Below are 24,027 nucleotides of genomic sequence, written 5' to 3'. Positions count from 1 at the left end.
CACCGCCGCACCCACGCACGACGACACATGCACCAGCCCCCACCGCACGCGTCCGCAGAAGTACCACAAGGGCCGTGATCTACAACTGAAGGGACTTGACAGTGCCGGTCAGCGAGGTGCTGCCACGCCGGGCGCTACCACCGGCGTCTTCGTTGGATGGACCAGAGCGACGACGATTCTCGCGGGTGGTGGTGTTTCAGTGAAGTCAGCATGACCCCTTACAAATTCGTAGTCGTTTGTTCCACCCGTGACCGCCATCCGGAAACCCGAAGTGCCAGCCTTTTGGGTGACCAGTGCCTCCAGCATGATCTGACCTTTTTTTGGCAGGTCCAGCGCGGCGTGACAGATGCTGGTGAGCGTGTTGGGAGCGGTACTGACAGCAGTGATTTTGCAGTAGTACGAGAATTTTCCGTCGCCTACTCCGGCGTTCCTCTCACTAACTTTCCCGCTGCCGCCGAATTCGTCCCCCGCCTTCTTTGATGTAAACGGATACCCGTACTGCGTGGTTCCAGTGACCGTCAGGTATAGCTTCTCTGTACCGACATCCCTGGTAGCAGCTGTTCCTGGCGAGGCGGTGGCCGGCACGCCCATCAAAGCAAATGCCGCACTAGCGACCACGCTAATGGTTCTCGTTTTGTTCACTTTCTGATGCCCTAACCCTTCTTTGAGGGGCTTGCATTTCGAGTTTCCCGATCAATTGACTGACATTACAGCGGAAGGTTCACGTTCCTGCAGGTCGGAGGGGTGCGAGCCACACTTTGTCCTGATGCAGCTTCAGCTAAAGACATCGGTGACCAGGCGTGATGCGCACGTTCAACACCGAGTCTTGACCCTCACCCTTCACGAGACTTTCCTGTAATCCGAAAAGGGTGCAGATCCTCTGAGGTTTGATCAGAGACGCCTGACCAGCGATCTTGTGATTGCTGTGTGATCGGGAAGGATTCAGTTCAGGCAAGACCGCCGTTGCCGAACACTACCTGGCCGTTTACCCAGCGTGCCGGCCCTGCGAGAAAGGCCACGATCTCGGCCATGTCCTCGGGGCGTCCCAGACGCTCGAGCGGTGCGGCCTTGGCGAGGTTGCCGATGGTTGTCTCGTTCTTGTCACCGAAAAGCATCGAGGTGGCGGTGGGGCCGGGGGCGACAGCATTGACCGTGATGTCCTTGCCGCGCAGCTCGCGGGCGAGCACCAGGGTCATTGCCTCGACAGCCGCCTTGCTCGTGACGTATGCACCGTAGGCGGGGAATTGTGTGCGGGTCATGGAGGTGGAGAAGTTGATGATTGCTCCGCCGGCGCGTAGTTGTCGGGCCGCCTGCCGGTCGACGACGAACGTGCCGCGGATGTTAGTGCGGTGGATCTGGTCGAGCTCAGTCAGGTCCAGGGCCGCGATTGGTCCAGGCCGCATGATACCGGCGGTGTGCACGAGGACGTCGATTCCCCCGAATTCAACTTCGACTTCATCGAAGGCTGCGGCCATCGCGTCCTCATCAGCGACGTCGCCGCCGACTGCGATCGCCCGACCGCCACTCGACGTGATCTCCTCCACCAGGCTGTAGGCCGTCTCCTTGTTTTCTGCATAGTGAACGCCTAGACAGAACTTGTCTTCCGCCAGCCGTCTGACGATGGCGCGGCCGATCCCGCCGGACCCGCCAGTGACGAGGGCGACACGGGAGTAAGGACTCTGGAACATTCCCGTTTCCTCCTTAACGTAATACGGGGCCTTAAAGAGACCCGCACTCGGCGATTCCGATTCCGGCTGCATGCATTTACTGGTTGGGTTATGCCACAGGGTCAGCGGCTGCATTTCTATGAACTTTTGAGCTTGAGACATCCCACGCCTGGGACATCTCCTCAAGGGCGTCGATACTTGATCCGCAGATAACCGGACGCAGAGAGTCGAATTTCTCGTCGCTCCACTTGTAGATGTCCAGTGCGAGGAGCCGGTCGATGACCTCCGGATCGAAGCGCTTCCGGACTTCCCGTGCAGGACTGCCGGCCACAAGGGTGTAGGGCGACACATCGCGGGTGACTACACTTTGAGCAGCGACTACGGCGCCTTCGCCTAGTGTTACGCCAGGCATGATCATGGCACGCATGCCAATCCAGGCACCGTCCTTGATCACAGTGTCTCCCTTTCCCTGGTAAGCGTCGGCGCGAACGTCACGGAAAGGATAGAGACTGAACCAGTCTGCGCGATGAAGATGGTTGCCGCCCATGAGGATTACAGCTTCGGCTCCAATGCACACGTAGTCGCCGATATATAGTTGGTCGATGGGCCAGGGTGGCGTCCAGTTCCGGTTCGCTCGGCTGTAGGCATCTCCGTGGAGGTAACGCACCACGGACCCCTCGAAGTCGCCGGACCAGGCGTGGCTGTAGTAACTGCGGGTTCCTGTCACGTGGATGTTGGGGTTGGTTACGGCCTCATGGAGGTACTGCGGCCTCGACCAGTGATAACCATCAGGCATAGCGATGCTGCTCTCGGCTAGAAGTGGACAGGATCCCTGATTTCAGACGAAGCGATAATTCACATAAGGGCACCTGAAGTGGATTCCTTGATTATTAACTGCTGGTAGACATGAGTACCCGGATCTCTTGCGCACCTCTCCACCTCCTCCTCTTTTCACCCTAAGGAAGCAATCAAGTTCTACGGGGGGGTGTTGATGTCCCAGGGTTGCCGCAAAGTCCTGCGCGTAGACGTTTCCGCTGATGAGAGGCACGTGCCTGGACAGAGCTGATGTGTTCTCATGTTTCAAGATCGAGTGGTTGGAGTGCGTGGTCGGTCGGTGATCGGTAGTGGTCGGTGGCGGCGGCGATGTTCGTCACTCCAATAGCACCGCGACATGGACGAACGGCACCCACACATTCATCGTGAGCACCACGGCCGAACTCCTGAAGATCGCCAAACAACTCACCCCGTGAAACCCGAGGTCACCACCGCCAACTCTGCAGCCCGAAAATGAAGTTTCCCCGCTGACAGAGCGATTTCACAGTCGGGTTGATCTTTATAGACGTGCTGATCGCGGGCACGTGACGATGGCTGGTGGGTGCGTCACCAGGACTGATGGTTCCCGCTTGGCGAGATGGACTGATCAGGCGCGTGCGTACTGAGGCGGTCCGAGGTGTCCAGGCTGGAGGCGACGAACGCGACCCCCGATGATCAAGGTTGTCGAAGCCTTTGATCACGAAAAGGAATCGCGCTCGCGTGTCATCCTCCCTGATCGGTGTCCTGCAACGCCACCGCGAGGACGTCGACTTGTCCTGCACACCCGCCGAACTGTCCGACCTGACCTCGTTGTCGACGGTCCTGGACCGGCTTTCCGATCCGCGGCGCGTAAGAGGCCGCCGCTACCGGCTGGGCTCTTTGCTTGCCCTGTGCTTGATCGCGGTCCTCGGCGGGGCCACCACACTGGCCGGCATCGCACGGTTCGCCATCGACTCCACCCCTGAGGTGCGCAAACGGATCGGGCTGGAGCGTCTTCCGCGTGCCACCACCCTGGGCCGCCTTCTCTCCCGCGTCGACGGCGACGCCCTTGATGACGCTGTGTGCGCCTGGCTTGCCCGGCACTCCCGTGACCCCGTCGAAACCGGTCCGCCCGAACTGGTGGGACAGGCCGTCGACGGCAAAGCCGTGCGCCGCAGCCGCGACGGCGGCAAGAGCGCCATCCACCTGCTCGCCGCCGTCCTGCATGAGAACCAGACGGTGATCTCACAGCGGCAGATTGCCGCGAAGAGCAACGAGATCCCCGCCTTCGCCCCGCTGCTGGAACGGCTCGACCTGCGGGGACACGTCATCACCGCCGACGTGATGCACACGCAGACCGATCACGCCGAGCAGATCAGCGCCCAGGGCGCCCACTACATCCTGGTCGTGAAAGGAAACCAGAAGAAGCTCCGCCGACAACTGCAGCGACTGCCCTGGTGCGAGATTCCCCTCCAGCACCGCACCCGGGACAAGAACCACGACCGCCGCGAGATCCGCCGTCTGAAGGTCTGCACCGTCCAACCCGACCTGTTCTTCCCGCACGCAGGCCATCGAGATCAAGCGCCGCCGCACGAACCGCAAGACCGGCAAAACGGCCGTCAAGACGATCTACGCGATCACCAGCCTCACCCCCACCCAGGCCACCCCGGCCCAACTCGCACAACTGATCCGCGGGCATTGGCAGGTCGAGGCCCTGCACCACGTGAGAGACGTAACCTTCGCCGAGGACGCCTCCCGCATCCGCACCGGCACCGCACCCCGAGCAATGGCGACCCTCCGCAACCTCGCCATCGCCCTCATCCGCCAGGCCGGCTGGACAAACATCACCGCCGCCACCGACCACTACCGGTCACGAACCGACCACGCACTCCAACTACTCGATCTCGAAACCTGAGAACGCATCAACCCTGGGAACACACCTGGGATACGTCCCGGGCCACTGCGAGCCCATACGCGGGCACGATGCCCGGCCGCTCTCCGCTCGCCCGACACCCACGGAGCGCCGCTTCTCGAACCGAGGAAGCGGGGCTTTCTACTGCTCTGATTTTCCGTGCCGGGCCGATGAGTCGGAGTGAATTGCCTGAGGCAGCTGGGCCGTTGCTCCCTGCGGATCGGGTGAGGCCGCAGGGCTGGCAGGACACAGAAAATTGCTCCGCGTGCGGAGCAATAGCGATGCCCTGGGCGACGATGATCAGCGCGCCACTCGCGTGTTCGCTCAGGTCCAGAAGGGATCGGTGTCATACGACTGGGGCATCTGGGACAACTTCTGGACAGCCCCCGGCGTGCCCCTGTCCCTGATGGGCGTGTGCAGCCCGTTCCAGGTCGAGCTGGCCCTTGAAGTCTCGTTGACCGACTCGATGACCTGCCGAAGTGGTTTGAACAGCTCGGCTCCGGGCCGCTCCGGTTCGCCCTTGCGGGTCGGCCGCATCAGCCGGATGCCGTGCTCGGCCAGCCCGCGCTCGAAGTCCGGCCGAAGTAGCTCTTGTCGCCGATCAAGGTCTGTCCCGGCCAGGTGGCGACGAGTTCGGGTTCGGCCGGGACCGTACCGGGGTTCCGCGACCGCGCCGGGAGACAGGAGCAGCACAGGACGATTCGCGGCTCGGGGTGCACAAAGGGGCATCTTTTGCGGTAGCGGGCAGCGCCATACGGGATAAAAGTGTGTGATTTGGTGTCGTGTCGGGCCATGACCGACCATGGGGTCCGTCCCGGCAATCCCGGGCATCAGTTCGAAGAGAGGCGCACCACCCCATGCACGTCACCGGAACCGTCCCGTCGGCTCCGGCACCGCGGGAGACCCCCGCGGACCACACCCCCGCCGAAGACCCCACCGAAAACTCCGGCCGGCACGCCCGGCGCTTCGGGCTGCCCGTCGCCACCGCCCTGGTCATGGGCAACATCATCGGCGGCGGGATCTTCCTGCTCCCGGCCTCCGTCGCCCCGTACGGCACGGTCAGCCTGGTCGCCTTCGGTGTCCTGACCCTCGGCGCCATCGCTCTGGCGCTGGTCTTCGGCCGCCTCGCGGAGCGGAACCCGCGCACCGGCGGACCCTACGTCTACGCCCGCGAGGCCTTCGGCGAGTTCGCCGGCTTCCTCGCCGCGTGGGCGTACTGGATCACCACCTGGGTGTCGAACGCGGCGCTCGCCGTCGCCGCCGTCGGCTACCTCGACGTGCTGGTCCCGGTGAACAACCACCGCTGGACGGCCTGTCTGGCCGCGCTCGCCCTCCAGTGGCTGCCCGCGCTCGCCAACTTCGCGGGCACCCGGTACGTGGGCGCCGTACAGCTCGTCGCCACCGTGCTGAAGTTCGTGCCGCTGCTGCTCGTCGCCGTCGGCGGGCTGTTCTTCTTCGACCCGCGCAACCTCGGACCGTTCCACGAGGGCGGCGGCAGCACGATCGGAGCGGTGTCCGCCGCCGCCGCGATCCTGCTCTTCTCCTACCTCGGCGTGGAGTCCGCGGCCGTCAGCGCGGGCGAGGTCAAGGACGCCCGGCGCAACGTGGGGCGGGCCACCGTCATCGGCACCACGGGCGCGGCGCTCGTCTATCTGCTGGGCACGCTCTCGGTGTTCGGCACGGTGGCGCACGATCGCCTGGTGAAGTCCACCGCGCCCTTCTCGGACGCCGTGAACGCCATGTTCGGCGGCTCCTGGGGCGGATGGGCCGTAGCGCTCGCCGCGCTGGTGTCGATGACCGGCTGCCTCAACGGCTGGACCCTGCTGAGCGCGCAGACCCCGTACGCCGCGGCCCGGGACGGCCTGTTCCCCGCCGCATTCGCGCGCCGGCGGCGCGGCGTCCCGACCTTCGGCGTCGCCGTCACCGTCGTCCTCGCCTCGCTGCTCACCGTCTACAACTACACGTCGGGTTCGGCCAAGGTCTTCGAGGTCCTGGTCCTCGTCACCACGTTCACCGCGACCGTGCCGTACCTGCTGGCCGCCGCCGCGCAGATCTTCCACCTCGTCTCGGGGCGGCGCGAACGGGTCGACCGGGCACGCCTGGTGCGCGACGCCGTGGTGGCGGGCGGCGCGGCCGCCTTCTCGCTGTGGCTCGTCGCAGGCGCCGGGTACGCGGCGGTCTACCAGGGAGTGCTGTTCCTGTTCGCAGGCGTCCTCGTCTACGCGGTGATGGCCGCCCGCCGGAACAAGGCTGCAGAAGGCTCCTCACGTTGCGCCTGACCTGCGGTTTCCCTCCGACCTGCACGAATAGCCACCGGGTCGGTCCGTGGCGCCCCGCCCTGGCCCACCTCAGGCCGTTTCAGCCCGCCGTCGTGTTCCCTCGGGAACACCGCGCGGAAACCGTGAACGCGTAGTGCCCTGACCAGCTCGTACCCGCCCCGGGCTCCACGAGCCCGCGTCGGCCGCCATGACGATCCCGGCGGGGGCGCTTCGTTCGTTCGGTGGGTTCGCGCTCTCGTCGCGGTTCGTTGTTACTGCTCGTCGCTGGCCGGTCTGGCTCGGTCGTCGATGGTGATCTTTACGGGTTCGGCCTCGATCCTGTGGCGTGGTCAGCAGCAGGCGCCACTCCTCACCCTCCCCGAACTCGCCAAGATGCCAGAACACCGACCCAACGGGGCCGATGATCTGGGAACCGGCGGCCAGCCGCCGCTGGACTGCGCCCTTGGCAAGGTCGACGGCTTGCTCACGTTCCGGCGTGGCGGTCGACACCTGCGCGAGCTGGCGGCGTTTTGTCGGGTTGCTGCCGTTTCCGGTGCGCATCTGGACCATCAGGGTGATGCTGAAAAGAGAACGTCCGATTCGATATCAACAGGAGATCCAATGGTGGACGCAGCAAAGGTTGAGCTGTACGCAATGGACCTGACTGATGTGCACTGGGCCAGCAGCAGCTACACCAACAGGTGGACAAAGACGTGTGTGGAGGTCGCAGACCTCGGCGACGGAGCGGTTGCGGTCCGCGATTCAAACAACAGGGAACTGCCGCCGCTGCGATTCACCGCAGAGGAATGGGCGGCGTTCCAACGGGGCGTGCGTGACGGCGAATTCGGCTAGAGGCCGCGGCAGCAGGTAACGGCGTGCACACAGTGCCGTCCGGACACGTTGCTCGGCTTCCTGGAGTAGGGGCGACGGGTTTCCGGCCCGGCGCATTTTGATCAAGCGTCGGTCAGGCTGTCGACGGCTGCCTCGTTGGGGTGCGTACCGCCGGGTTCGGTGTCTACCGACCGGGATCGGGCCGCTACGTTCTGCTGTTCGTAGGTGCATCAGGGGGAGGCACTCACAACATGCGTACGCGCATCTGGCTGGCGGCAGTGGCCGCTGCTGCGGCTGTACTGACGGGTTGCACCAGCACCGGCACCAGCTCGGGGGCAGCGGCGAAACCAAGGCGGAGTCGAAGCCGGCCGGGGTCCACAAGCCCGAGGACGACATCAAGATCACGAAGTGTTCGTCGACCGACAATCTCGCCGGCTTCCCGCAGGCCGAGCTGACCATCGAGAATCACGACTCGCGTAGCCGCTGATACATGGTGCAGGTCGAGTTCGTCGACGGCTCCGGCACGCGCTCCAGCGAGGGCGTGGCGATGGTGAACAACCTGGCGGCGGGCCAGAAGGCCAACGAGAAGGCCCGGGGGGGGGCTCGCCAAGGCGCCCGATGGGCTGAAGTGCCGTATTACCAAGGTCAGTCGGCACTGACCTGACTTCGGGCTGTGCGGCGCGAGGCCCCCGCCGAGGAGTTCGGCGGGGGCCTCGTCGTGTGTCTGCGTTGTCGTCGCTACCGCCGCGGCGCCTCGACCAGATCCATCACCCGGGCCATGGCGGCGAGGTCGAATACGACGCCGGCGAGGGTAGCGACGCCCCACAGCTCCGCGTACAGGCTGGCCACGAGGAGGGCGGCGACGCCTGCGAGTAAGGCACTGTCCAGCACCTTTCGGCTGATCTTGGTGGTGAAGCGGACGAGGGCCGCGGCAACCAGCACCGGGCCACACACAAAGACGACCATCAGCGCAAAGACCACGGCAGACGGACCGACGTAACCACAAGCCCTGGGGAGCGTTGAGAACGTCGAGGATCAGCTACGCACTCCGCGCCCTGCCGTTCGACCACCCTAGGCGCTGCGCGGCTTGCGGGCCGGCTGCTTCTTCGCGGCCTTCTTCTTCGGCACAGGCATCTCGTGCACGTCGGCCTCGCCTTCCCCGCGAGAGGCCTTCGCCCTCTGCACAGACGCGTTCAGTGCAGCCATCAGGTCGAGGACCTGGCCCGGCTCGGCCTCCGGCTCCGGCATCTCCGGCGGCGATCCATGCTCGCGCTTGGCCTCGATGATCTGCTCCAGGGCCTCGGTGTACGTGTCGCAGCCGAGGGCCTCCCGTAGCAGCTTGTACGGCTTGGCTGCGACCTGCCCGTCCGGGGCAGGTAGTAGCCTTCCCCGATCCCCTTCGGGTCGACGGACTCCAGGGGCACGAAGGCCTCGATCTCCACGGCCTTCGCTGTAGGGAGCGGCAGGTCGCTGAGTTCGTCGTCGCTGATGGGGACAACCTGGTCCTTCGACCACTCGTAGCCCCTGCCAATCTCATCCTGCGTGACCTCGCGGTCCTCCACCTCGCACACCTTGCGCCCGCGCACCCGGCCCATGTCCTCCAGGTGGTACTGGTGGAAGCGGACGCTGTGGTCCTCGGTGGCGCCGAGCAGCGCCCAGCCCACGACGCCTTCACCCACCGGCCGCTAGAAATTTACCCAAAGCCTATTGACTCTGAACACAAAGCGTGGATGGTTATTTCTAGGCCATAACACCGAAAAGGTTACAAAGTCGATGAGGATGTCTAGTCGGTGGAGTGACTTCGACAGGATGTGGTTTAGGCCCCCGGCAAGCCGGCGCGATACCGAGGCGATAGTGACGACTGAAGCTTCAGGACACGTGCAGCACTACCGGGGACTGTTTTTTGCCCTCGGAGCCCTCGCACATGCCTGGCCACAGACCACGAAGCGCCGCCCGCTTCCCTGCCACCAGGATCCCGCGTCAGGACGGTCGTCGTCGGCTGTCCCGACAGTGTCCGTCCGGGCGTTCCGTGGATCCGGTGGCTCTGTTCGGCAGCAAGCTCGGCCGGGCGACATAGTGCAGCGCGCTTTCGGCGGCATCGTTGCCCTCGAGGCGGGCGATGGTCCAGGCGGCGAGGTAGTGCGAGCCCAGGCGGCCGTCGGCGGTGGCGATGTTGTCCTTGGCGTAGAAGGGCTGGTCGGAGGTGTACCGCGAACTGCTGCGAGGGCCAGCTGGCGGAGGCGAGCACCCGGGCACGTGGTCGTCTTCCCGCGGGAGCGCAGCCGGCTGTTCGTGACGCCGACCGTTGCGTGCCGGTGTGGTGCGCCCGCGCAGCGGAGTGGTCAGGCGGTTTTGACGGTGGTGCCGGCGCCTTCGCGCGCGGTCACCTCGTCGGCGGGTGCGGTGGTGTCGGTGACGAGTGTGTGCAGGAGTGTGGAGGGGCTGACGTAGGCGTAGGCGGTGCGGCGGCGAGAAGGAGGAATACATCGAGCGCGCCTGGCGCAACATCACCCACTATCTGCCCGCTCCCACACCGGCACTCGTCAGAAACGACCAGTCGCTCGCAGCGACCGGCCAGGAGGCCAAGGTCTTCGAGGTCCTGGTCCTCGTCACCACGTTCACCGCGACCGTGCCGTACCTGCTGGCCACCGCCGCGCAGATCTTCCACCTCGTCTCGGGGCGGCGCGAACGGGTCGACCGGGCACGCCTGGTGCGCGACGCCGTGGTGGCGGGCGGCGCGGCCGCCTTCTCGCTGTGGCTCGTCGCGGGCGCCGGGTACGCGGCGGTCTACCAGGGAGTGGTGTTCCTGTTCGCAGGCGTCCTCGTCTACGCGGTGATGGCCGCCCGCTGGAGCAGGGCGGCGGCCTGATCCCGCGATGCGGGCCGCCCTGTGGGGTGGGCGGCCCGCACCAGTGGGGGGCGGGACGTCAGTTCGTCTTGGCCAGCTCCTTCAGGGCCTTCGCGAGCCCGTTGGCCCACAGCTGGTTGACGCGGGCGCGCTCGTTGGCGTCCGGATAGCGGTTGGTGCAGGACGTGCCGGGACCGCCGCCCGACATCAGCTCGCTGCACGGGCCGCTGTAGTGGTCCGGCAGGCCCAGCACATGGCCGGTCTCGTGGGCAGTGACGCGGATCGAGTCGTACTGCCGGTTCTGCGCGTAGTCGAGGAAGATGTAGCCCTTGCCGTGGCCGTTCGTGGAGGCGTAGGAGCCCCGCGAGTCGTTGCCCTCGTAGTACGCGAAGTCGGCGCTGCCCGAGGTCGCCTGGAGCTTGACGTTGGACACGGAACCGTTCCAGATGGACGCCGCGTTCGATATCTGCGAGGCGAAGCTCGGCGCCTGGGACGCGTTGTAGGAGACGGTCACCGCCTGGAGGGTCGGATGGGCGGCCTGCTTCTCGGCGACCGACTTCAGCACGGCGTCGAAGAACGCCTTGTTGTTGGCGGCGCTCTCCGCCGAACCGGCGTACCGGGCGTACGCGGCGGAGGCGGCGGAGGCGGACGGCGCGGAGTCGTCGGTTCGGGCGCTCGCCGGGCTCGCGGTGCCCAGAGCGGCGGAGGCCAGACCGAGGCCGAGCGCGAGGGCCACCAGCTTCCTGGAGGTCTTCGCGGACGTGGAGGTCGTGCGGGACGCCTTCATGTGGGGGGCTCCTACTCGTTCGTGTGGGGTGGTGAACGATCGGTCACGCAGGAGTTTCGGGCACACCAACGGGCCTGCGGATGATGGCAACCGGGGATAGCGCCGAGCTATCGGGGCCGACTCGTACGATTCCGCTGGTTCCGTTGGGATTTGAACGTCTGGTGCGGCGTCACACGCGCCCCTACGCTCCCTCCCATGGAGCTCGAGGTGAGGCACCTGCGTGTGCTGTGCGCCATCGCCGACTACGGCAGTCTGCACCAGGCGGCTCGGCAACTCGGCATGGCGCAGCCTTCGTTGAGCACCCAGCTGCGCCGCATCGAGCACGCGCTCGGCGGCCAGCTCTTCCTGCGCACCCGTGCGGGCTGCCGCCCCACACCGCTGGGACACGCGGTACTGAGCCGGGCCAGACCCCTCGTCGCCGAACTCGCCGCCATCGTCACCGAGGCGCGGGCGGCCGCGGCCCGGGCCGCCGGCGGAACACGGCTGCGTATCGGCGCCACCGCGAGCCGGGCCCTGCCGGGCTGGCTACGCCGGCTGCGCACCCGCGTGCCGCGGACCGAACCCACCCTCCAGATGGACGCCTCCGCGAACTGCCTGCTGCGCCTGGTCGCCGCGGGGCGGCTGGACATGGCCTTCGTGCACGAGGTCGAGGGCAGCCCGCTGCGCATCCCGCCCGGGCTCTGTCTGCGCGTACTGGTCGAGCGCGAACCGCAGTTCGTCTCCCTCGCCGCCGACCATCCGGCCGCCGCGCTGCCCGAGGTGCGGCTCGCCGACCTGGCGGGCGACCGCTGGATGGTGGACTCCACGGTGGACGGGGAATGGGACGCCCTGTGCCGCGTGCTGCGCGAGGCGGGGCTCGACGCCGACATGCTGCACGGCGACTACCTCACCGCGTACTCCCTGGCCGCCACCGGCGAGGTGGTGACGGTCAGTCAGCCCACCGCGCGCCCGCGCGCCGAACTCGCCATCCGGCCGCTGGAGGGTGACCCGATAGGGGTACGGCTCCTGCTCGCAGCCCGCACCGAGGTCGAACTCGACCATGTCTACAGTGAGTTGGAGGAGGCCTACTGGGAGGCGGCCCATCAGGCGCCGGCCTATCAGGAGTGGCTGGCCCGTTCCGGCACCACCGCTCACCCGCACGGCACGCCACGCCCCCAGTCCGCCCGCGTCGCGCAGCCATCCCGCACGGACGCCCACACGGACACCCTCCGACGCAGACGACCGGTAACGGTCGGCCCGTAGACAATCCCGGCACGACGAACGGGCGCTCACCGACCTGGACGCGCGGCCCGGGCGCACGGTCCGGACACGCAGGGCTCAACCACCAGCGCGACGCCGACAAGGTGCCGGCCCGGACGCCCGCTACTCAGCCACCCAGTGCCGGTCCAGGCTCACGGTGCTCAGCCATCCGCGCTCGACGCCGCCCAGCGTCGGTCCGGACGCCCGGCGCACAGCCACGCACGCCGCCCACGCCGACCACCACCCAGTGCCCGTCCAGGCGCACGGCGCTCATCCGACCCCGGCCAACACCGACAAGGTGCCGGTCCCGGCGCACAACCACCCACGCCACCCACCGCCCAGCGCCGATCCAGGCACACGGCGCGCAGCCACCCACGCCCGACACCGCTCAGCTCCGGTCGGCGGCCGTCCGCCCGGGGTCGGGGCGCGGGAACCGGACGGCGCACCACCGGTAGGGCCGGTGGTGCGCCGTGCCACGCCTGCCGCGGCGGGTCGGATCAGCCCACCTCGACGAGCAGGTCGCCGCCCTCCACCTGCTGGATGCGGTTGATGGCCAGCCTGGTCACCCGGCCCGCCCTGGGGGCCGTGATGGCGGCCTCCATCTTCATCGCCTCGATGGTGGCGACGGTCGCACCGGCCGCCACCTCGTCGCCCTCGGCCACCTCGAGGGTCACCACACCGGCGAACGGTGCCGCCACATGGCCGGGGTTGGCCCGGTCGGCCTTCTCGGTCACGGGAATGTCGGAGGCCGCTGCGGCGTCGCGCACCTGGATCGGGCGCAGTTGGCCGTTCAGCGTGGACATCACGGTGCGCATACCGCGTTCGTCCGCCTCGCCGATGGCCTGGAGTTCGATGAGGAGCCGTACGCCGGGCTCGAGGTCGACGGCGTACTCGTCGGCGGGGCGGAGCCCGTAGAAGAAGTCCTTGCTGTCCAGCACGCTGGTGTCGCCGTAGGCCTGGCGGTGGGCCTCGAAGTCCCGTGTCGGACCGGGGAAGAGCAGCCGGTTGAGCGTGGCGCGGCGGGACTTCTCCAGGCCGGCGTGGTCCTCGGCGGTGAGTTCGGTGACGGGCCTGGCGTCCGCGCGGCCGCTCAGCGCCTTGGTGCGGAACGGCTCCGGCCAGCCGCCGGGCGGGGTGCCCAGCTCACCGCGCAGGAAGCCGATCACGGAGTCGGGGATGTCGAACCGGTCCGGTGCCGCCTCGAAGTCCTCCGGCGCCACACCGGCGCCGACCAGGTGCAGGGCGAGGTCGCCGACCACCTTGGACGAGGGGGTGACCTTGACCAGGCGGCCCAGGATGCGGTCGGCGGCGGCGTACATCGCCTCGATGTCCTCGAAGCGGTCGCCGAGGCCGAGCGCGACCGCCTGGGTGCGCAGGTTGGAGAGCTGACCTCCGGGGATCTCATGGTGGTAGACGCGGCCGGTCGGCGAGGCCAGTCCCGCCTCGAACGGAGCGTAGATCTTGCGGACGCTCTCCCAGTACGGCTCCAGGTCGCCGACCGCCTTCAGGTCCAGGCCGGTGGGCCGGTCGGAGTGGTCGGTGGCGGCGACGATCGCCGACAGCGACGGCTGGGAGGTGGTGCCGGCCATGGAGGCGACGGCACCGTCCACGGCGTCGGCGCCCGCCTGGACGGCGGCGAGGTAGGTGGCGAGCTGACCGCCGGCGGTGTCGTGGGTGTGCAGGTGGACCGGCAGGTCGAACTCGCGGCGCAGCGCCGAGACGAGCCGGGCTGCTGCGGGCGCCCGCAGCAGCCCGGCCATGTCCTTCACGGCCAGGACGTGCGCTCCGGCGGCCACGATCTGCTCGGCCAGACGCAGGTAGTAGTCCAGGGTGTACAGGCGCTCGGAGGGGTCGGACAGGTCCCCCGTGTAGCACAGGGCGACCTCGGCGACCGCCGTCCCGGTCTCGCGTACGGCGTCGATGGCCGGCCTCATCTGGCCGACGTCGTTCAGGGCGTCGAAGACGCGGAAGATGTCGATGCCGGTGGCGGCGGCCTCCTGGACGAAGGCGTCGGTCACCTCGGTCGGGTACGGGGTGTAGCCCACGGTGTTGCGGCCGCGCAGCAGCATCTGGAGGCAGATGTTGGGCACCGCCTCGCGCAGGGCGGCCAGGCGCTCCCAGGGGTCCTCGGCGAGGAAGCGCAAGGCGACGTCGTAGGTGGCGCCGCCCCAGCACTCCAGGGACAGCAGCTGGGGCAGGGTCCGCGCCACGACCGGGGCGGCGGCGAGGAGGTCCTTGGTGCGCACCCGGGTGGCGAGCAGCGACTGGTGCGCGTCGCGGAAAGTGGTGTCGGTGACGCCGATGGTCGGCGACTCGCGCAGGAGGCGGGCGAAGCCGTCCGGGCCGAGTTCGACGAGCTTCTGCCGGGAGCCGGCGGGCGGCTCGCCCGCGGGCAGCGGCGGCAGTTTGGTGACGGGGTCGATCACCTCGGGCCGTTCGCCGTGAGGCTTGTTCACGGTGACGTCGGCGAGGTAGGTGAGCAGCTTGGTGCCGCGGTCGGCGGAGGAGCGCGCGGTCAGCAGGTGCGGGCGCTGTTCGATGAACGACGTCGTGACCCGCCCGGCCTGGAAGTCGGGGTCGTCCAGTACGGCCTGGAGGAACGGGATGTTCGTCGCGACCCCGCGGATGCGGAACTCGGCCACGGCGCGCCGGGCCCGGCCGATCGCGGCCTTGAAGTCCCGTCCGCGGCAGGTGAGTTTGACGAGCATCGAGTCGAAGTGCGCGCTGATCTCGGTACCCGCGTGGGTGGTTCCCCCGTCGAGGCGGATGCCGGAGCCGCCCGGGGAGCGGTAGGCGCTGATGCGGCCGGTGTCCGGGCGGAAGCCGTTGGCCGGGTCCTCGGTGGTGATCCGGCACTGCAGGGCGGCGCCGCGCAGGGTGATGGTGTCCTGGGAGAGCCCGAGGTCGGCCAGGGTCTCGCCGGCGGCGATACGGAGCTGGGCCTGGACCAGGTCGACGTCGGTGACCTCCTCGGTCACCGTGTGCTCGACCTGGATGCGCGGGTTCATCTCGATGAAGACGTGGTTGCCGTCGCGGTCGAGCAGGAACTCCACGGTGCCCGCGTTGCGGTAGCCGATCTCCCGGGCGAAGCGGACCGCGTCGGCGCAGATGCGCTCGCGCAGCGCGGGGTCCAGGTTCGGCGCAGGGGCGAGCTCGATGACCTTCTGGTGGCGGCGCTGGACCGAGCAGTCACGCTCGAACAGGTGGATGACGTCGCCCTGGCCGTCGGCGAGGATCTGCACCTCGATGTGGCGGGGGTCGACGACTGCCTTCTCCAGGAAGACGGTGGAGTCGCCGAACGCGGACGCCGCTTCCCGGGAGGCCGCCTCGATGGACTCGCGCAGCGCGGCGGGGTCCTCCACCCGGCGCATGCCGCGCCCTCCCCCGCCGGCGACCGCCTTGACGAACAGGGGGAAGCCGATGTCCTCGGCGGCGCGGACCAGTTCGTCGACGTCGGTGGAGGGCGCGGAGGAACCGAGCACCGGCACTCCGGCGGCGCGGGCGGCCGCCACCGCGCGCGCCTTGTTGCCCGTCAGTTCCAGCGTGCCGGCGTCCGGTCCGACGAAGGTGATGCCCGACTCCTGGCAGGCGCGGGCGAGTTCGGGATTCTCGGACAGGAACCCGTAGCCGGGGTAGACGGCATCCGCGCCCGCCCGGCGTGCCGCGCGGACGATCTCCTCGACGGAGAGGTAGGCGCGGACCGGGTGCCCCGGCTGGCCGATCTGGTAGGCCTCGTCGGCTTTCAGCCGGTGCAGCGAATTGCGGTCCTCGTACGGGAAGACGGCCACGGTTCGCGCGCCCAGTTCGTAGCCGGCGCGGAACGCGCGGATCGCGATCTCGCCGCGGTTGGCGACCAGCACCTTGCGGAACATGCTCTATCCCTTCGGCCTGCCGGTGAAAGGACCATGGTGTCGGGCATGCCCTCGTCATGCCATGTGAGCCGGGCCACTCATCCCGATTGTCTCCCGCGCTCCCGCCGCTGTCGTGGTGCCGTCGTCACCCGCCGAGTGCCGCGTGGACGACGCGTTCGGCCTCCTCCTGGACCTGGGAGAGGTGGTCGGGGCCGCGGAACGACTCGGCGTAGATCTTGTAGACGTCCTCGGTGCCCGAGGGGCGGGCCGCGAACCAGGCGTTCTCGGTGGTCACCTTGATGCCGCCGATGGGCGCGCCGTTGCCGGGCGCTTCGGTGAGGACGGCGGTGACCGGCTCCCCGGCGAGGGTGTCGGCGGTGACCTGGGCCGGGGACAGCTTGGCCAGGCGGGCTTTCTCCTCGCGGGAGGCCGGCGCGTCGACGCGGGCGTAGGCGGGTTCGCCGAAGCGGGCGGTGAGTTCCGCGTAGTGCTGGGACGGCGTCCGGTCGGTGACGGCGGTGATCTCGGAGGCGAGCAGGGCCAGGACGATGCCGTCCTTGTCGGTGGTCCACACCGAGCCGTCCCGGCGCAGGAACGACGCTCCGGCGGACTCCTCGCCGCCGAAGCCGAGCGAGGAGTCGATCAGCCCGTCCACGAACCACTTGAAGCCCACGGGCACTTCGACCAGCCGGCGGCCGAGGTCGTCGGCGACCCGGTCGATCATGCCGGAGGAGACCAGTGTCTTGCCCACGCCCGCCTCGCCGGGCCACCGGGTGCGGTGGGCGTAGAGATAGGAGATGGCCACGGCGAGGTAGTGGTTGGGGTTCATCAGCCCGGCGTCCGGGGTGACGATGCCGTGCCGGTCGGCGTCGGCGTCGTTGCCCGTGGCGATCCGGAAGCGGTCGCGCTGCCCGATGAGCGAGGCCATCGCGTACGGCGAGGAGCAGTCCATACGGATCTTGCCGTCCCAGTCCAGCGTCATGAAGCGCCAGGTGGGGTCGGTGAGCGGATTGACGACGGTCAGGTCGAGGCGGTGCTGCTCGGCGATGCGGCCCCAGTAGGCGACGGAGGCTCCGCCCAGCGGGTCGGCGCCGATCCGCACGCCGGCGTCCCGGATCGCGTCGAGGTCGAGCACGCTCGGCAGATCGGTGGCGTAGGCGCCGAGGAAGTCGTGGCGGCCGGTGCCGGGCGCGGCCAGCGCGCGCGTGTACGGGACGCGCCGTACGTCCTTGAGGCCGTCCGCGATGATCTCGTTGGCCCGGTCCTGGATCCAGGAGGTCGCCTCCGAGCCCGCCGGGCCGCCGCTGGGCGGGTTGTACTTGAAGCCGCCGTCGCCGGGCGGGTTGTGCGACGGGGTCACGACGACACCGTCGGCGGGGCCCGTGGTGCGGGAGCGGTTGTGCGTCAGGATCGCGTGGGAGACGGCCGGGGTGGGGGTGTAGCCGTCCGCCGTGTCGATGAGGACGGTGACGTCGTTGGCGGCGAAGACCTCCAGCGCGGTGATCCGCGCGGGCTCGGAGAGGGCGTGCGTGTCCGCGCCCAGGAAGAGGGGGCCGTCGGTGCCCTGCCGTGCGCGGTACTCGCAGATGGCCTGGCTGGTCGCGGCGATGTGGTCCTCGTTGAACGCGGTCGCCAGTGACGATCCGCGGTGCCCGGAGGTTCCGAACGCCACGCGCTGTCCCGCCTCGGCCGGGTCGGGGTGCAGCGTGTAGTACGCCGTCACCAGCCGGGCGACGTCGATCAGGTCCTCGGGTCCGGCCGGCTTGCCCGCTCGCTCGTGCTGCATGGCACCCACGCTCCTCCGCGTCGCTCGTGCGTCCGCTGTCCGCTCGCGATGTCATCTTCCCCCGTGCGCGGGACGCGACTCGGGCTCGCGCCGGTCCCGGGTCACGGGCCGGTGGCCGCAAGCGTGAAGAACGCCGTTCGGGGCAGCCGCTCCCACACGCACCCGGAGCCGATTCTCCGCAGAATGCCAATACCTCTTATATACGCACAAAAGGGCAAGGTGACGCGGTGGTGAACGTGACACCCGACGGGCAGGCCGGTTCCTCCGGCCCGCCCGGGCCGCGGGAGGCCGCCGTGCGGCTGCCGCGGCAGGTCCGCCAGGAGCTGACCCGCCGGCTGCGGCGCGCCAAGCGCGCGCTGCGCGAGGAGGACGTGCAGATCGTCGAGCCGCCACTGCTCAGGCGCGCGGTCGGCGCCTCCGCCCTGGGCAACTGCATGGAGTGGTTCGACTTCGGCGTCTACAGCTACCTCGCCGCCACCATCGGGAAGGTCTTCTTCCCCGGTGCCTCGCCGGGCGCCCAGGTGATCTCCTCCTTCGCGACCTTCGCAGCGGCGTTCGTCGTGCGGCCGCTGGGCGGCCTGGTGTTCGGTCCGCTCGGGGACCGCATCGGCCGGCAGAAGGTGCTCGCCACCACGATGATCATGATGGCGGTGGGCACGTTCGCCATCGGGCTGATCCCCGGCTACGGAACCATCGGCATCGCCGCCCCGGTCCTTCTGCTGCTCGCCCGCATGGTCCAGGGCTTCTCCACCGGCGGCGAGTACGGCGGCGCCACCACCTTCGTCGCCGAGTACTCCCCCGACCGCCGCCGCGGCTTCCTCTCCAGCTGGCTCGACTTCGGCACCTTCGTCGGCTACGCGCTGGGCTCCGCCCTGGTCACCGGGCTGAACCTGCTCCTCACCGACGCCCAGATGATCTCCTGGGGCTGGCGGGTCCCGTTCCTGATCGCCGGTCCCCTCGGCGTGATCGGCCTGTACATGCGGCTCCGGCTGGAGGAGTCTCCCGCCTTCCAGCAGCAACTGGACGAGCACGAGCGGAGCCTGGCCCAGAAGTCGGCGGGCAGCGAGCTGCGGGCCATCGTCAAGGACCACTGGGGCGCCCTGCTGATCTGCATGGGCCTGGTGCTGCTCTACAACGTCACCAACTACATGATCACCGGCTACTTGCCCACCTACCAGACCGAGACCCTGCACCGCTCCAGCAGCTCCGCCGACCTGCTGGTGCTGCTGGGCATGGTGTGGATCGTGCTGCTGATCACCTTCATCGGCCGGCTCAGCGACCACGTCGGGCGTCGCCCGGTCTACGGGGTCGCGGCCGCCGCGATGATCGTCCTCGCCGTCCCCTCGTTCCTGCTGATCAAGGCGGAGGGCACCTGGGCGCCGGTCTGCGGCGTACTGATCCTGTCCACCCTGCTGGCCTGCTTCGCCGCGCCGAGCGCCGCCACCCTGCCCGCGCTCTTCCCGACCGCGGTGCGCTACGCGGCCATGGGCATCGGCTTCAACTTCGCCGTGGCCGCTTTCGGCGGCACCACCCCGCTGGTGACCGCGGCCCTGATCGACGTCACGGGCAACGACATGATGCCCGCCTTCTACCTCATGCTGGCCGGCGTGATCGGCCTGGTGACCGTGAGGTTCCTGCCGGAGCGCGCGCAGGTGCCGCTCAGCGGCTCCCGGCCGATGGTGGGTTCCGCGCGGGAGCGGCGCGAACTGCTCACCACCACGCAGGCCCTGTACCAAGCCGCCCGGAACACGTCCGGGGCCTAGGTCCTGTCGTCACATTCCCGTCGTCGCCCGAAGGGCGGCTCCGCGGCGTCCGGTGCGTGCTCTCGGCGTGCCGGGCGGAAGTCCTCGTACTGGACGTACTTGGGCTTTCGCCCGGTGTGGCGAGGGCAGGCGTCGCGGGGCAGGCGGGAATGTGACGACAGGGCCTAGGGACCCGTCCATGCCAAGGCCTCGTGCTCACCCCGGACCTCCGCCATGGGAGAGTGGTCCCCTACACAGGGCATGTCGGGAGGAAGAGCAGTGCCGGAAGGTCGCCCGAAGCGTTCGAGCAAGTCGCGTCTCGCGGTGATCGCGCTGATCGTCGGTCTCGGCACCTGGCTGGGCTTTGTGTGCTATTCGATCGCGACGGAAGCCCCGCCCGGCGCGACGAACGTGACCGCGCTGGCCGACAGGGTCCAGAAGGCCACCGCCGACCGGGACGCGGACGGCTTCCAGACCCTGTTCGACGAGGACACCGTCTCCGACGACTACGCCGCCGACTACCTGGACCGGCTGGGAGAGCACGCCCCCCGGCTGCAGGCCCGGGTGGAGCACCGCGGCGGCCACGACTTCCTGCTGCTGCGCTCCGCGCAGGGCGACTCCGTGTGCACGGCCTGGCACATCACCGAGCGGGACGGCCGCCGGCTGCTCGACGGCGTGCCACCGGCCGAGAACCTGTGCGCACGCTGACCCGAAGCCGGGGTTTCCGCAGGTGATCCCCGCCTTCCGGTTGCGGATGCAGTCCCTGTCGCCGTCGGCCATCCTGAGAGGAACCACGGCGTTAAGGAGTATGCGATGAGCATGCTGGACAAGCTCAAGGGACTGCTGAAAGGTCACGAGGAGCAGGCCGGCAAGGGCATCGACAAAGCCGGTGACTACGTCGACGAGCGGACCCAGGGAAAGTACCGGAGCCAGGTCGACACCGGTCAGGACAAGCTCAAGGAGCAGCTCGGCCGGCCGGACCCGGGCCAGGACCAGCCGCCGCAGTGACGCTCCCGTGATCACGACCGCCTGCCCGGTGGGCCGGCTCAACGAGTTCGGGCCGCCCCCGCGAGGAGGGCGGCCCGAGTCGGTTGGGCACAGGCCCGGCGGGACGGATCCGTGCTCTCAGGGCCGCACGAGGGCCATGGCCAGGACCGCGGCCCCGGCGAGCACCGCGAGGGCGGTGAGGACGAACGCGAAGCACCGTGCCCGCAACTGGCGGTAGCGCTCCTCGTACTCGCCGCGCAGCGACCGGCACCGCTCGGCGACCCGCTGGAGGTCCGCCCGGGCCCGCAGCAGGCAGTCGGAGACGTAGTGCTCCTCGATCTCCTCGCGCTGCGCCGTGGTCAGCCACTGCATGGGCTCGGTGAAGGAACGGGCCCGCTCCTCCGCCTCGACGACGCGGGCCTGCCACAGCAGATAGCCCTCGACCTGCTCGACCAGTCCGGCGGGCCCGTCCGGGCGTTTCGCCGCGTCGGTCATCCGGGCAGGCCCAGGTTCTCCCGCTTGTCCGTGACCGAGACCTCCGGGTGGTGCAGGTCGAAGGCCGGGGACTCGCTGCGGATCACGGGCAGGGTGACGAAGTTGTGCCGCGGCGGCGGGCAGGAGGTCGCCCACTCCAGGGAGCGGCCGTAGCCCCAGGGGTCGTCGGTCTCGACCTTCTGGCCGTACTTGGCCGTCTTCCAGATGTTGTAGAAGAACGGCAGCATCGACAGACCCAGCAGGAACGACCCGATGCTGGAGATCTCGTTGAGCGTGGTGAAGCCGTCGGTCGCCAGGTAGTCGGCGTACCGGCGCGGCATGCCCTCCGCGCCCAGCCAGTGCTGCACCAGGAACGTGGTGTGGAAGCCGACGAACAGCGTCCAGAAGGTCATCTTCCCGAGGCGCTCGTCGAGCATCTTGCCGGTCCACTTCGGCCACCAGAAGTGGAAGCCGGCGAACATCGCGAACACCACGGTGCCGAAGACGACGTAGTGGAAGTGGGCCACCACGAAGTACGAGTCCGAGACGTGGAAGTCCAGCGGCGGCGAGGCCAGCAGGACACCGGTCAGACCGCCGAAGAGGAACGTCACCAGGAAGCCGGTCGCCCACAGCATCGGTGTCTCGAAACTCAGGGAGCCCTTCCACATGGTGCCGAGCCAGTTGAAGAACTTCACCCCGGTCGGGACCGCGATCAGGAAGCTCATGAAGGAGAAGAACGGCAGCAGCACACCGCCGGTGACGAACATGTGGTGCGCCCACACCGTCACCGACAGGCCCGCGATCGAGATGGTGGCGCCGATCAGGCCCATGTAGCCGAACATCGGCTTGCGGGCGAAGACCGGGATGATCTCACTGACGATGCCGAAGAACGGCAGCGCGATGATGTACACCTCGGGATGCCCGAAGAACCAGAACAGGTGCTGCCACAGCAGCGAACCGCCGTTGGCCGCCTCGAAGACGTGGGCACCCCACTTGCGGTCCACCTCCAGGCTGAGCAGCGCGGCCGCCAGGACCGGGAAGGCCAGCAGCACCAGGACGCTGGTGAGCAGCACGTTCCAGGTGAAGATCGGCATGCGGAACATGGTCATGCCCGGGGCGCGCATGCAGACGATCGTGGTGATGAAGTTGACCGAGCCGAGGATGGTGCCGAAGCCGGACATGCCCAGGCCGAGGATCCACAGGTCCCCGCCCAGGCCCGGCGTGTGGATGATGTCGTTCAGCGGGGCGTAGGCGAACCAGCCGAAGTCGGCGGCGCCCTGCGGGGTGAGAAAGCCGGCCACCGCGATCAGCGAGCCGAACAGGTACAGCCAGTAGGCGAACATGTTCAGCCGCGGGAAGGCCACGTCCGGGGCGCCGATCTGCAGCGGCATGATCCAGTTCGTGAACCCGGCGAACAGCGGCGTCGCGAACATCAGCAGCATGATCGTGCCGTGCATCGTGAACATCTGGTTGAACTGTTCGTTCGTCAGGATCTGCAGGCCCGGGCGGGCCAGCTCGGCGCGCATCAGCAGCGCCATGATGCCGCCGATCAGGAAGAACGTGAAGGAAGTGATCAGATACAGCGAACCGATCGTCTTGTGATCGGTCGTCGTCGCCCACTTCACCACCACGGCACCGGGCCGCAGGTGACGACGGGGAGCGGCGGTTTCCCGCGTGGTGTGCTGGACGTCTGTCATGCGGCCCGTGACACGCTTTCTCTCAGGAGATGGATACGTGAAGGTCCACGCGGTGTCCCGCAGGGCCCGGCCTCCATCCTTCCGCCTGCCGCCTCCGAAGCGGAGGCAGTCGTCGCTGAGACGGAGTAACACCCGGCGCATTGCACCCGGTTGGCCTACGCGCCTCACGCCGATGGCGGGTACGGTGCGCGACGCGGCCTACGGGGCGGCGGACGGGGGCAGCTGGGCCGGACTCACCCGCTCCCCCAGGACCTCGGACATGAACTGCACCAGCCACCGCTGGGAGGGGCTGCGCGAGGACTCGTGCCGGGCGTACAGCGCCACCTCGATCGGCTCGGTGTCGAACGGGAGCCGGACCATGCGCAGTTGGTGGGAGGAGGCGAAGACCTCGCCGACGTACTCGGGGACGATGGCGATCAGGTCGGTCTGCTCCAGCAGGTACGGCAGCATCGAGAAGCGGGTGGCGTCCACCACCACCCGGTCCAGCAGCCCGTGCGCGGCGAGCACGGCACGCGGGACGACGTGCCCGCTGGGGCCGAAGACGGTGGCGTGGGATTCGGCCGCGAGCTCGGCCAGGGTGACCGACTCGCCCCGCACACGCGGGTGGTCGGCGGCGACCATGCCGACGTAGCGCTCGTGGAAGAGCGGGATCCGCACGGTCCGGTGGGAGGTCAGCACCGGGGTGGCCACGAACGCGTCGAGGTCGCCGCGGCGGAGCTGGTGCTCCGCCTCGTCGACGTCCAGCGGCCGCACGGTGAAGGACACCCCGGTCGCCCGCTCGCGGGCCGCGGCCAGCAGACGCGGCAGCAGGGTCACCTCGCCCAGGTCGGACAGGGCCAGCGTGAACCGCCCGGACATGGCCCCCGGATCGAAGACGTCGGCCTGGCGGACCGTGCTGTCGATGTCGGCCAGGGCCCGCTGCAACGGCTCGTACAGCCGGCGGGCGCCGGCGGTCGGCGTCAGTCCGCGTCCGGTGCGCCGGAACAGCTCGTCGCCGAAGTGCCGGCGCAGCTTGCCCAGGCTGTAGCTGACGGTGGGCTGGGTGACGTGGAGCGTGTCGGCGGTGACCGTGACACTGCCGGTCTCGTACAGCAGCACGAAGACGCGGGCGAGGTTGAGGTCGAAGGTCCTCATATCGAAGGACTCTATATCGCGA

At 68.6% G+C, this 24,027-nt stretch carries 21 protein-coding genes and 4 pseudogenes; 11 read left to right on the top strand and 14 right to left on the bottom strand.

Going from position 1 to position 24,027, the window contains the following annotated elements; all coding sequences use genetic code 11:
- Positions 1-108: 108 nt before the first annotated feature.
- From ACIQFZ_RS30065 to ACIQFZ_RS30055, 3 genes are all read right to left on the bottom strand, one after another.
- On the bottom strand, positions 109-642 hold the full coding sequence (locus tag ACIQFZ_RS30065) for a hypothetical protein (RefSeq protein WP_402692660.1): 534 nt from the start codon (positions 640-642) through the stop codon (positions 109-111).
- Between the two features lie 305 nt (positions 643-947).
- Positions 948-1,688, bottom strand: a complete 741-nt coding sequence (locus tag ACIQFZ_RS30060; RefSeq protein ID WP_383061517.1) for an SDR family oxidoreductase — start codon at positions 1,686-1,688, stop codon at positions 948-950.
- Between the two features lie 88 nt (positions 1,689-1,776).
- Positions 1,777-2,463 (bottom strand): CatB-related O-acetyltransferase, encoded by a 687-nt coding sequence (locus ACIQFZ_RS30055; RefSeq protein WP_365437000.1) that lies wholly within the window; start codon positions 2,461-2,463, stop codon positions 1,777-1,779.
- A 737-nt stretch (positions 2,464-3,200) separates the two neighbouring features.
- Here ACIQFZ_RS30055 and ACIQFZ_RS30050 point away from each other — a divergent pair.
- Both ACIQFZ_RS30050 and ACIQFZ_RS30045 read left to right on the top strand, forming a co-directional pair.
- Positions 3,201-3,938 (top strand): annotated as a pseudogene (locus ACIQFZ_RS30050) (ISAs1 family transposase); the annotation flags it as partial.
- Positions 3,939-4,029: 91 nt separating this feature from the next.
- The gene (locus ACIQFZ_RS30045) at positions 4,030-4,374 is read left to right on the top strand and encodes a transposase (RefSeq protein ID WP_383134297.1); all 345 of its coding nucleotides are present in this window, start codon (positions 4,030-4,032) and stop codon (positions 4,372-4,374) included.
- A gap of 382 nt (positions 4,375-4,756) precedes the next feature.
- Here the strand turns inward: ACIQFZ_RS30045 and ACIQFZ_RS30040 are convergent.
- Positions 4,757-5,012: pseudogene (locus tag ACIQFZ_RS30040) on the bottom strand (IS982 family transposase); the annotation flags it as partial.
- 216 nt (positions 5,013-5,228) lie between these two features.
- Between ACIQFZ_RS30040 and ACIQFZ_RS30035 the strand changes: the two are divergent.
- The gene (locus tag ACIQFZ_RS30035) at positions 5,229-6,650 is read left to right on the top strand and encodes an amino acid permease (RefSeq protein WP_402692659.1); all 1,422 of its coding nucleotides are present in this window, start codon (positions 5,229-5,231) and stop codon (positions 6,648-6,650) included.
- 312 nt (positions 6,651-6,962) lie between these two features.
- On the opposite strand, the pseudogene cutA reads toward ACIQFZ_RS30035, so the two are convergent.
- Positions 6,963-7,190 (bottom strand): annotated as a pseudogene (gene cutA / locus ACIQFZ_RS30030) (divalent cation tolerance protein CutA); the annotation flags it as partial.
- Between the two features lie 60 nt (positions 7,191-7,250).
- On the opposite strand from cutA, the gene ACIQFZ_RS30025 reads away from it, so the two are divergent.
- The 3 genes from ACIQFZ_RS30025 (at position 7,251) to ACIQFZ_RS30015 (ending at position 8,124) form a co-directional block, all read left to right on the top strand.
- Positions 7,251-7,481, top strand: a complete 231-nt coding sequence (locus ACIQFZ_RS30025; RefSeq protein WP_365775630.1) for a DUF397 domain-containing protein — start codon at positions 7,251-7,253, stop codon at positions 7,479-7,481.
- 286 nt (positions 7,482-7,767) lie between these two features.
- Positions 7,768-7,947 (top strand): hypothetical protein, encoded by a 180-nt coding sequence (locus ACIQFZ_RS30020; RefSeq protein ID WP_383061505.1) that lies wholly within the window; start codon positions 7,768-7,770, stop codon positions 7,945-7,947.
- 3 nt (positions 7,948-7,950) lie between these two features.
- Positions 7,951-8,124, top strand: a complete 174-nt coding sequence (locus ACIQFZ_RS30015) for a hypothetical protein (protein WP_402692658.1) — start codon at positions 7,951-7,953, stop codon at positions 8,122-8,124.
- Between the two features lie 74 nt (positions 8,125-8,198).
- Here the strand turns inward: ACIQFZ_RS30015 and ACIQFZ_RS30010 are convergent, their stop codons facing one another.
- The 3 genes from ACIQFZ_RS30010 to ACIQFZ_RS30000 form a co-directional block, all read right to left on the bottom strand.
- Positions 8,199-8,426, bottom strand: a complete 228-nt coding sequence (locus ACIQFZ_RS30010) for a hypothetical protein (RefSeq protein WP_402692657.1) — start codon at positions 8,424-8,426, stop codon at positions 8,199-8,201.
- 105 nt (positions 8,427-8,531) lie between these two features.
- Positions 8,532-8,708, bottom strand: a complete 177-nt coding sequence (locus tag ACIQFZ_RS30005; RefSeq protein WP_402692664.1) for a hypothetical protein — start codon at positions 8,706-8,708, stop codon at positions 8,532-8,534.
- Entirely contained in the window at positions 8,666-9,055 is a 390-nt protein-coding gene (locus ACIQFZ_RS30000) for a Ku protein (RefSeq protein ID WP_402692663.1), read from the bottom strand. Before ACIQFZ_RS30000 ends, ACIQFZ_RS30005 begins: the two co-directional genes overlap by 43 nt.
- A gap of 974 nt (positions 9,056-10,029) precedes the next feature.
- On the opposite strand from ACIQFZ_RS30000, the pseudogene ACIQFZ_RS29995 reads away from it, so the two are divergent.
- Positions 10,030-10,329, top strand: a pseudogene (locus ACIQFZ_RS29995) (amino acid permease); the annotation flags it as partial.
- 58 nt (positions 10,330-10,387) lie between these two features.
- Here ACIQFZ_RS29995 and snpA read toward each other — a convergent pair.
- The gene (gene snpA, locus ACIQFZ_RS29990) at positions 10,388-11,095 is read right to left on the bottom strand and encodes a snapalysin (protein WP_365430446.1); all 708 of its coding nucleotides are present in this window, start codon (positions 11,093-11,095) and stop codon (positions 10,388-10,390) included.
- Between the two features lie 195 nt (positions 11,096-11,290).
- Between snpA and ACIQFZ_RS29985 the strand changes: the two genes are divergently transcribed.
- A complete protein-coding gene (locus tag ACIQFZ_RS29985; RefSeq protein WP_402692656.1) occupies positions 11,291-12,337 on the top strand; it encodes a LysR family transcriptional regulator in 1,047 nt (348 codons plus the stop codon).
- Between the two features lie 494 nt (positions 12,338-12,831).
- On the opposite strand, the gene ACIQFZ_RS29980 is transcribed toward ACIQFZ_RS29985, so the two are convergent.
- Together ACIQFZ_RS29980 and pgm are read right to left on the bottom strand one after the other, a co-directional pair.
- Complete coding sequence (locus ACIQFZ_RS29980) at positions 12,832-16,206, bottom strand: pyruvate carboxylase (protein WP_402692655.1); 3,375 nt, start codon at positions 16,204-16,206, stop codon at positions 12,832-12,834.
- A 124-nt stretch (positions 16,207-16,330) separates the two neighbouring features.
- A complete protein-coding gene (gene pgm / locus ACIQFZ_RS29975) occupies positions 16,331-17,971 on the bottom strand; it encodes a phosphoglucomutase (alpha-D-glucose-1,6-bisphosphate-dependent) (protein ID WP_402692654.1) in 1,641 nt (546 codons plus the stop codon).
- Between the two features lie 227 nt (positions 17,972-18,198).
- Between pgm and ACIQFZ_RS29970 the strand changes: the two genes are divergently transcribed.
- From ACIQFZ_RS29970 to ACIQFZ_RS29960, 3 genes are all read left to right on the top strand, one after another.
- Complete coding sequence (locus ACIQFZ_RS29970) at positions 18,199-19,734, top strand: MFS transporter (RefSeq protein WP_402692653.1); 1,536 nt, start codon at positions 18,199-18,201, stop codon at positions 19,732-19,734.
- Positions 19,735-19,992: 258 nt separating this feature from the next.
- Positions 19,993-20,421, top strand: a complete 429-nt coding sequence (locus tag ACIQFZ_RS29965) for a hypothetical protein (protein WP_402692652.1) — start codon at positions 19,993-19,995, stop codon at positions 20,419-20,421.
- A gap of 105 nt (positions 20,422-20,526) precedes the next feature.
- Positions 20,527-20,721, top strand: a complete 195-nt coding sequence (locus tag ACIQFZ_RS29960; RefSeq protein ID WP_365437215.1) for an antitoxin — start codon at positions 20,527-20,529, stop codon at positions 20,719-20,721.
- Positions 20,722-20,838: 117 nt separating this feature from the next.
- On the opposite strand, the gene ACIQFZ_RS29955 is transcribed toward ACIQFZ_RS29960, so the two are convergent.
- The 3 genes from ACIQFZ_RS29955 to ACIQFZ_RS29945 form a co-directional block, all read right to left on the bottom strand.
- Entirely contained in the window at positions 20,839-21,195 is a 357-nt protein-coding gene (locus ACIQFZ_RS29955; RefSeq protein WP_365437217.1) for a cytochrome C oxidase subunit I, read from the bottom strand.
- Entirely contained in the window at positions 21,192-22,871 is a 1,680-nt protein-coding gene (gene ctaD / locus ACIQFZ_RS29950) for a cytochrome c oxidase subunit I (RefSeq protein WP_365775627.1), read from the bottom strand. The genes ACIQFZ_RS29955 and ctaD overlap by 4 nt, the downstream gene beginning before the upstream one ends.
- Positions 22,872-23,069: 198 nt before the next feature.
- A complete protein-coding gene (locus tag ACIQFZ_RS29945) occupies positions 23,070-24,005 on the bottom strand; it encodes a LysR family transcriptional regulator (protein ID WP_365428144.1) in 936 nt (311 codons plus the stop codon).
- Positions 24,006-24,027: the final 22 nt, after the last annotated feature.

The sequence above is a fragment of the Streptomyces sp. NPDC093064 genome (genome assembly GCF_044754605.1).
In the GTDB taxonomy this organism is placed as follows: Bacteria; Actinomycetota; Actinomycetes; order Streptomycetales; family Streptomycetaceae; genus Streptomyces.
The sequence above is the reverse complement of the archived record's forward strand: the minus strand, read 5'-3'. Positions and strand labels throughout refer to the sequence as shown.

What these genes read in the sequence shown, in the direction of transcription:
- ACIQFZ_RS30015 (WP_402692658.1), top strand. Translation starts at nt 7,951, where the DNA reads ATGGTGCAGGTCGAGTTCGTCGACGGCTCCGGCACGCGCTCCAGCGAG.
- pgm (WP_402692654.1), bottom strand. Translation starts at nt 17,971, where the DNA reads ATGCAGCACGAGCGAGCGGGCAAGCCGGCCGGACCCGAGGACCTGATC.
- ACIQFZ_RS29980 (WP_402692655.1), bottom strand. Translation starts at nt 16,206, where the DNA reads ATGTTCCGCAAGGTGCTGGTCGCCAACCGCGGCGAGATCGCGATCCGC.
- ctaD (WP_365775627.1), bottom strand. Translation starts at nt 22,871, where the DNA reads ATGACAGACGTCCAGCACACCACGCGGGAAACCGCCGCTCCCCGTCGT.
- ACIQFZ_RS30000 (WP_402692663.1), bottom strand. Translation starts at nt 9,055, where the DNA reads ATGGGCCGGGTGCGCGGGCGCAAGGTGTGCGAGGTGGAGGACCGCGAG.
- ACIQFZ_RS30010 (WP_402692657.1), bottom strand. Translation starts at nt 8,426, where the DNA reads ATGGTCGTCTTTGTGTGTGGCCCGGTGCTGGTTGCCGCGGCCCTCGTC.
- ACIQFZ_RS30060 (WP_383061517.1), bottom strand. Translation starts at nt 1,688, where the DNA reads ATGTTCCAGAGTCCTTACTCCCGTGTCGCCCTCGTCACTGGCGGGTCC.
- ACIQFZ_RS29945 (WP_365428144.1), bottom strand. Translation starts at nt 24,005, where the DNA reads ATGAGGACCTTCGACCTCAACCTCGCCCGCGTCTTCGTGCTGCTGTAC.
- snpA (WP_365430446.1), bottom strand. Translation starts at nt 11,095, where the DNA reads ATGAAGGCGTCCCGCACGACCTCCACGTCCGCGAAGACCTCCAGGAAG.
- ACIQFZ_RS29955 (WP_365437217.1), bottom strand. Translation starts at nt 21,195, where the DNA reads ATGACCGACGCGGCGAAACGCCCGGACGGGCCCGCCGGACTGGTCGAG.
- ACIQFZ_RS30035 (WP_402692659.1), top strand. Translation starts at nt 5,229, where the DNA reads ATGCACGTCACCGGAACCGTCCCGTCGGCTCCGGCACCGCGGGAGACC.
- ACIQFZ_RS30025 (WP_365775630.1), top strand. Translation starts at nt 7,251, where the DNA reads ATGGTGGACGCAGCAAAGGTTGAGCTGTACGCAATGGACCTGACTGAT.
- ACIQFZ_RS29985 (WP_402692656.1), top strand. Translation starts at nt 11,291, where the DNA reads ATGGAGCTCGAGGTGAGGCACCTGCGTGTGCTGTGCGCCATCGCCGAC.
- ACIQFZ_RS30055 (WP_365437000.1), bottom strand. Translation starts at nt 2,463, where the DNA reads ATGCCTGATGGTTATCACTGGTCGAGGCCGCAGTACCTCCATGAGGCC.
- ACIQFZ_RS30005 (WP_402692664.1), bottom strand. Translation starts at nt 8,708, where the DNA reads ATGCCGGAGCCGGAGGCCGAGCCGGGCCAGGTCCTCGACCTGATGGCT.
- ACIQFZ_RS29960 (WP_365437215.1), top strand. Translation starts at nt 20,527, where the DNA reads ATGAGCATGCTGGACAAGCTCAAGGGACTGCTGAAAGGTCACGAGGAG.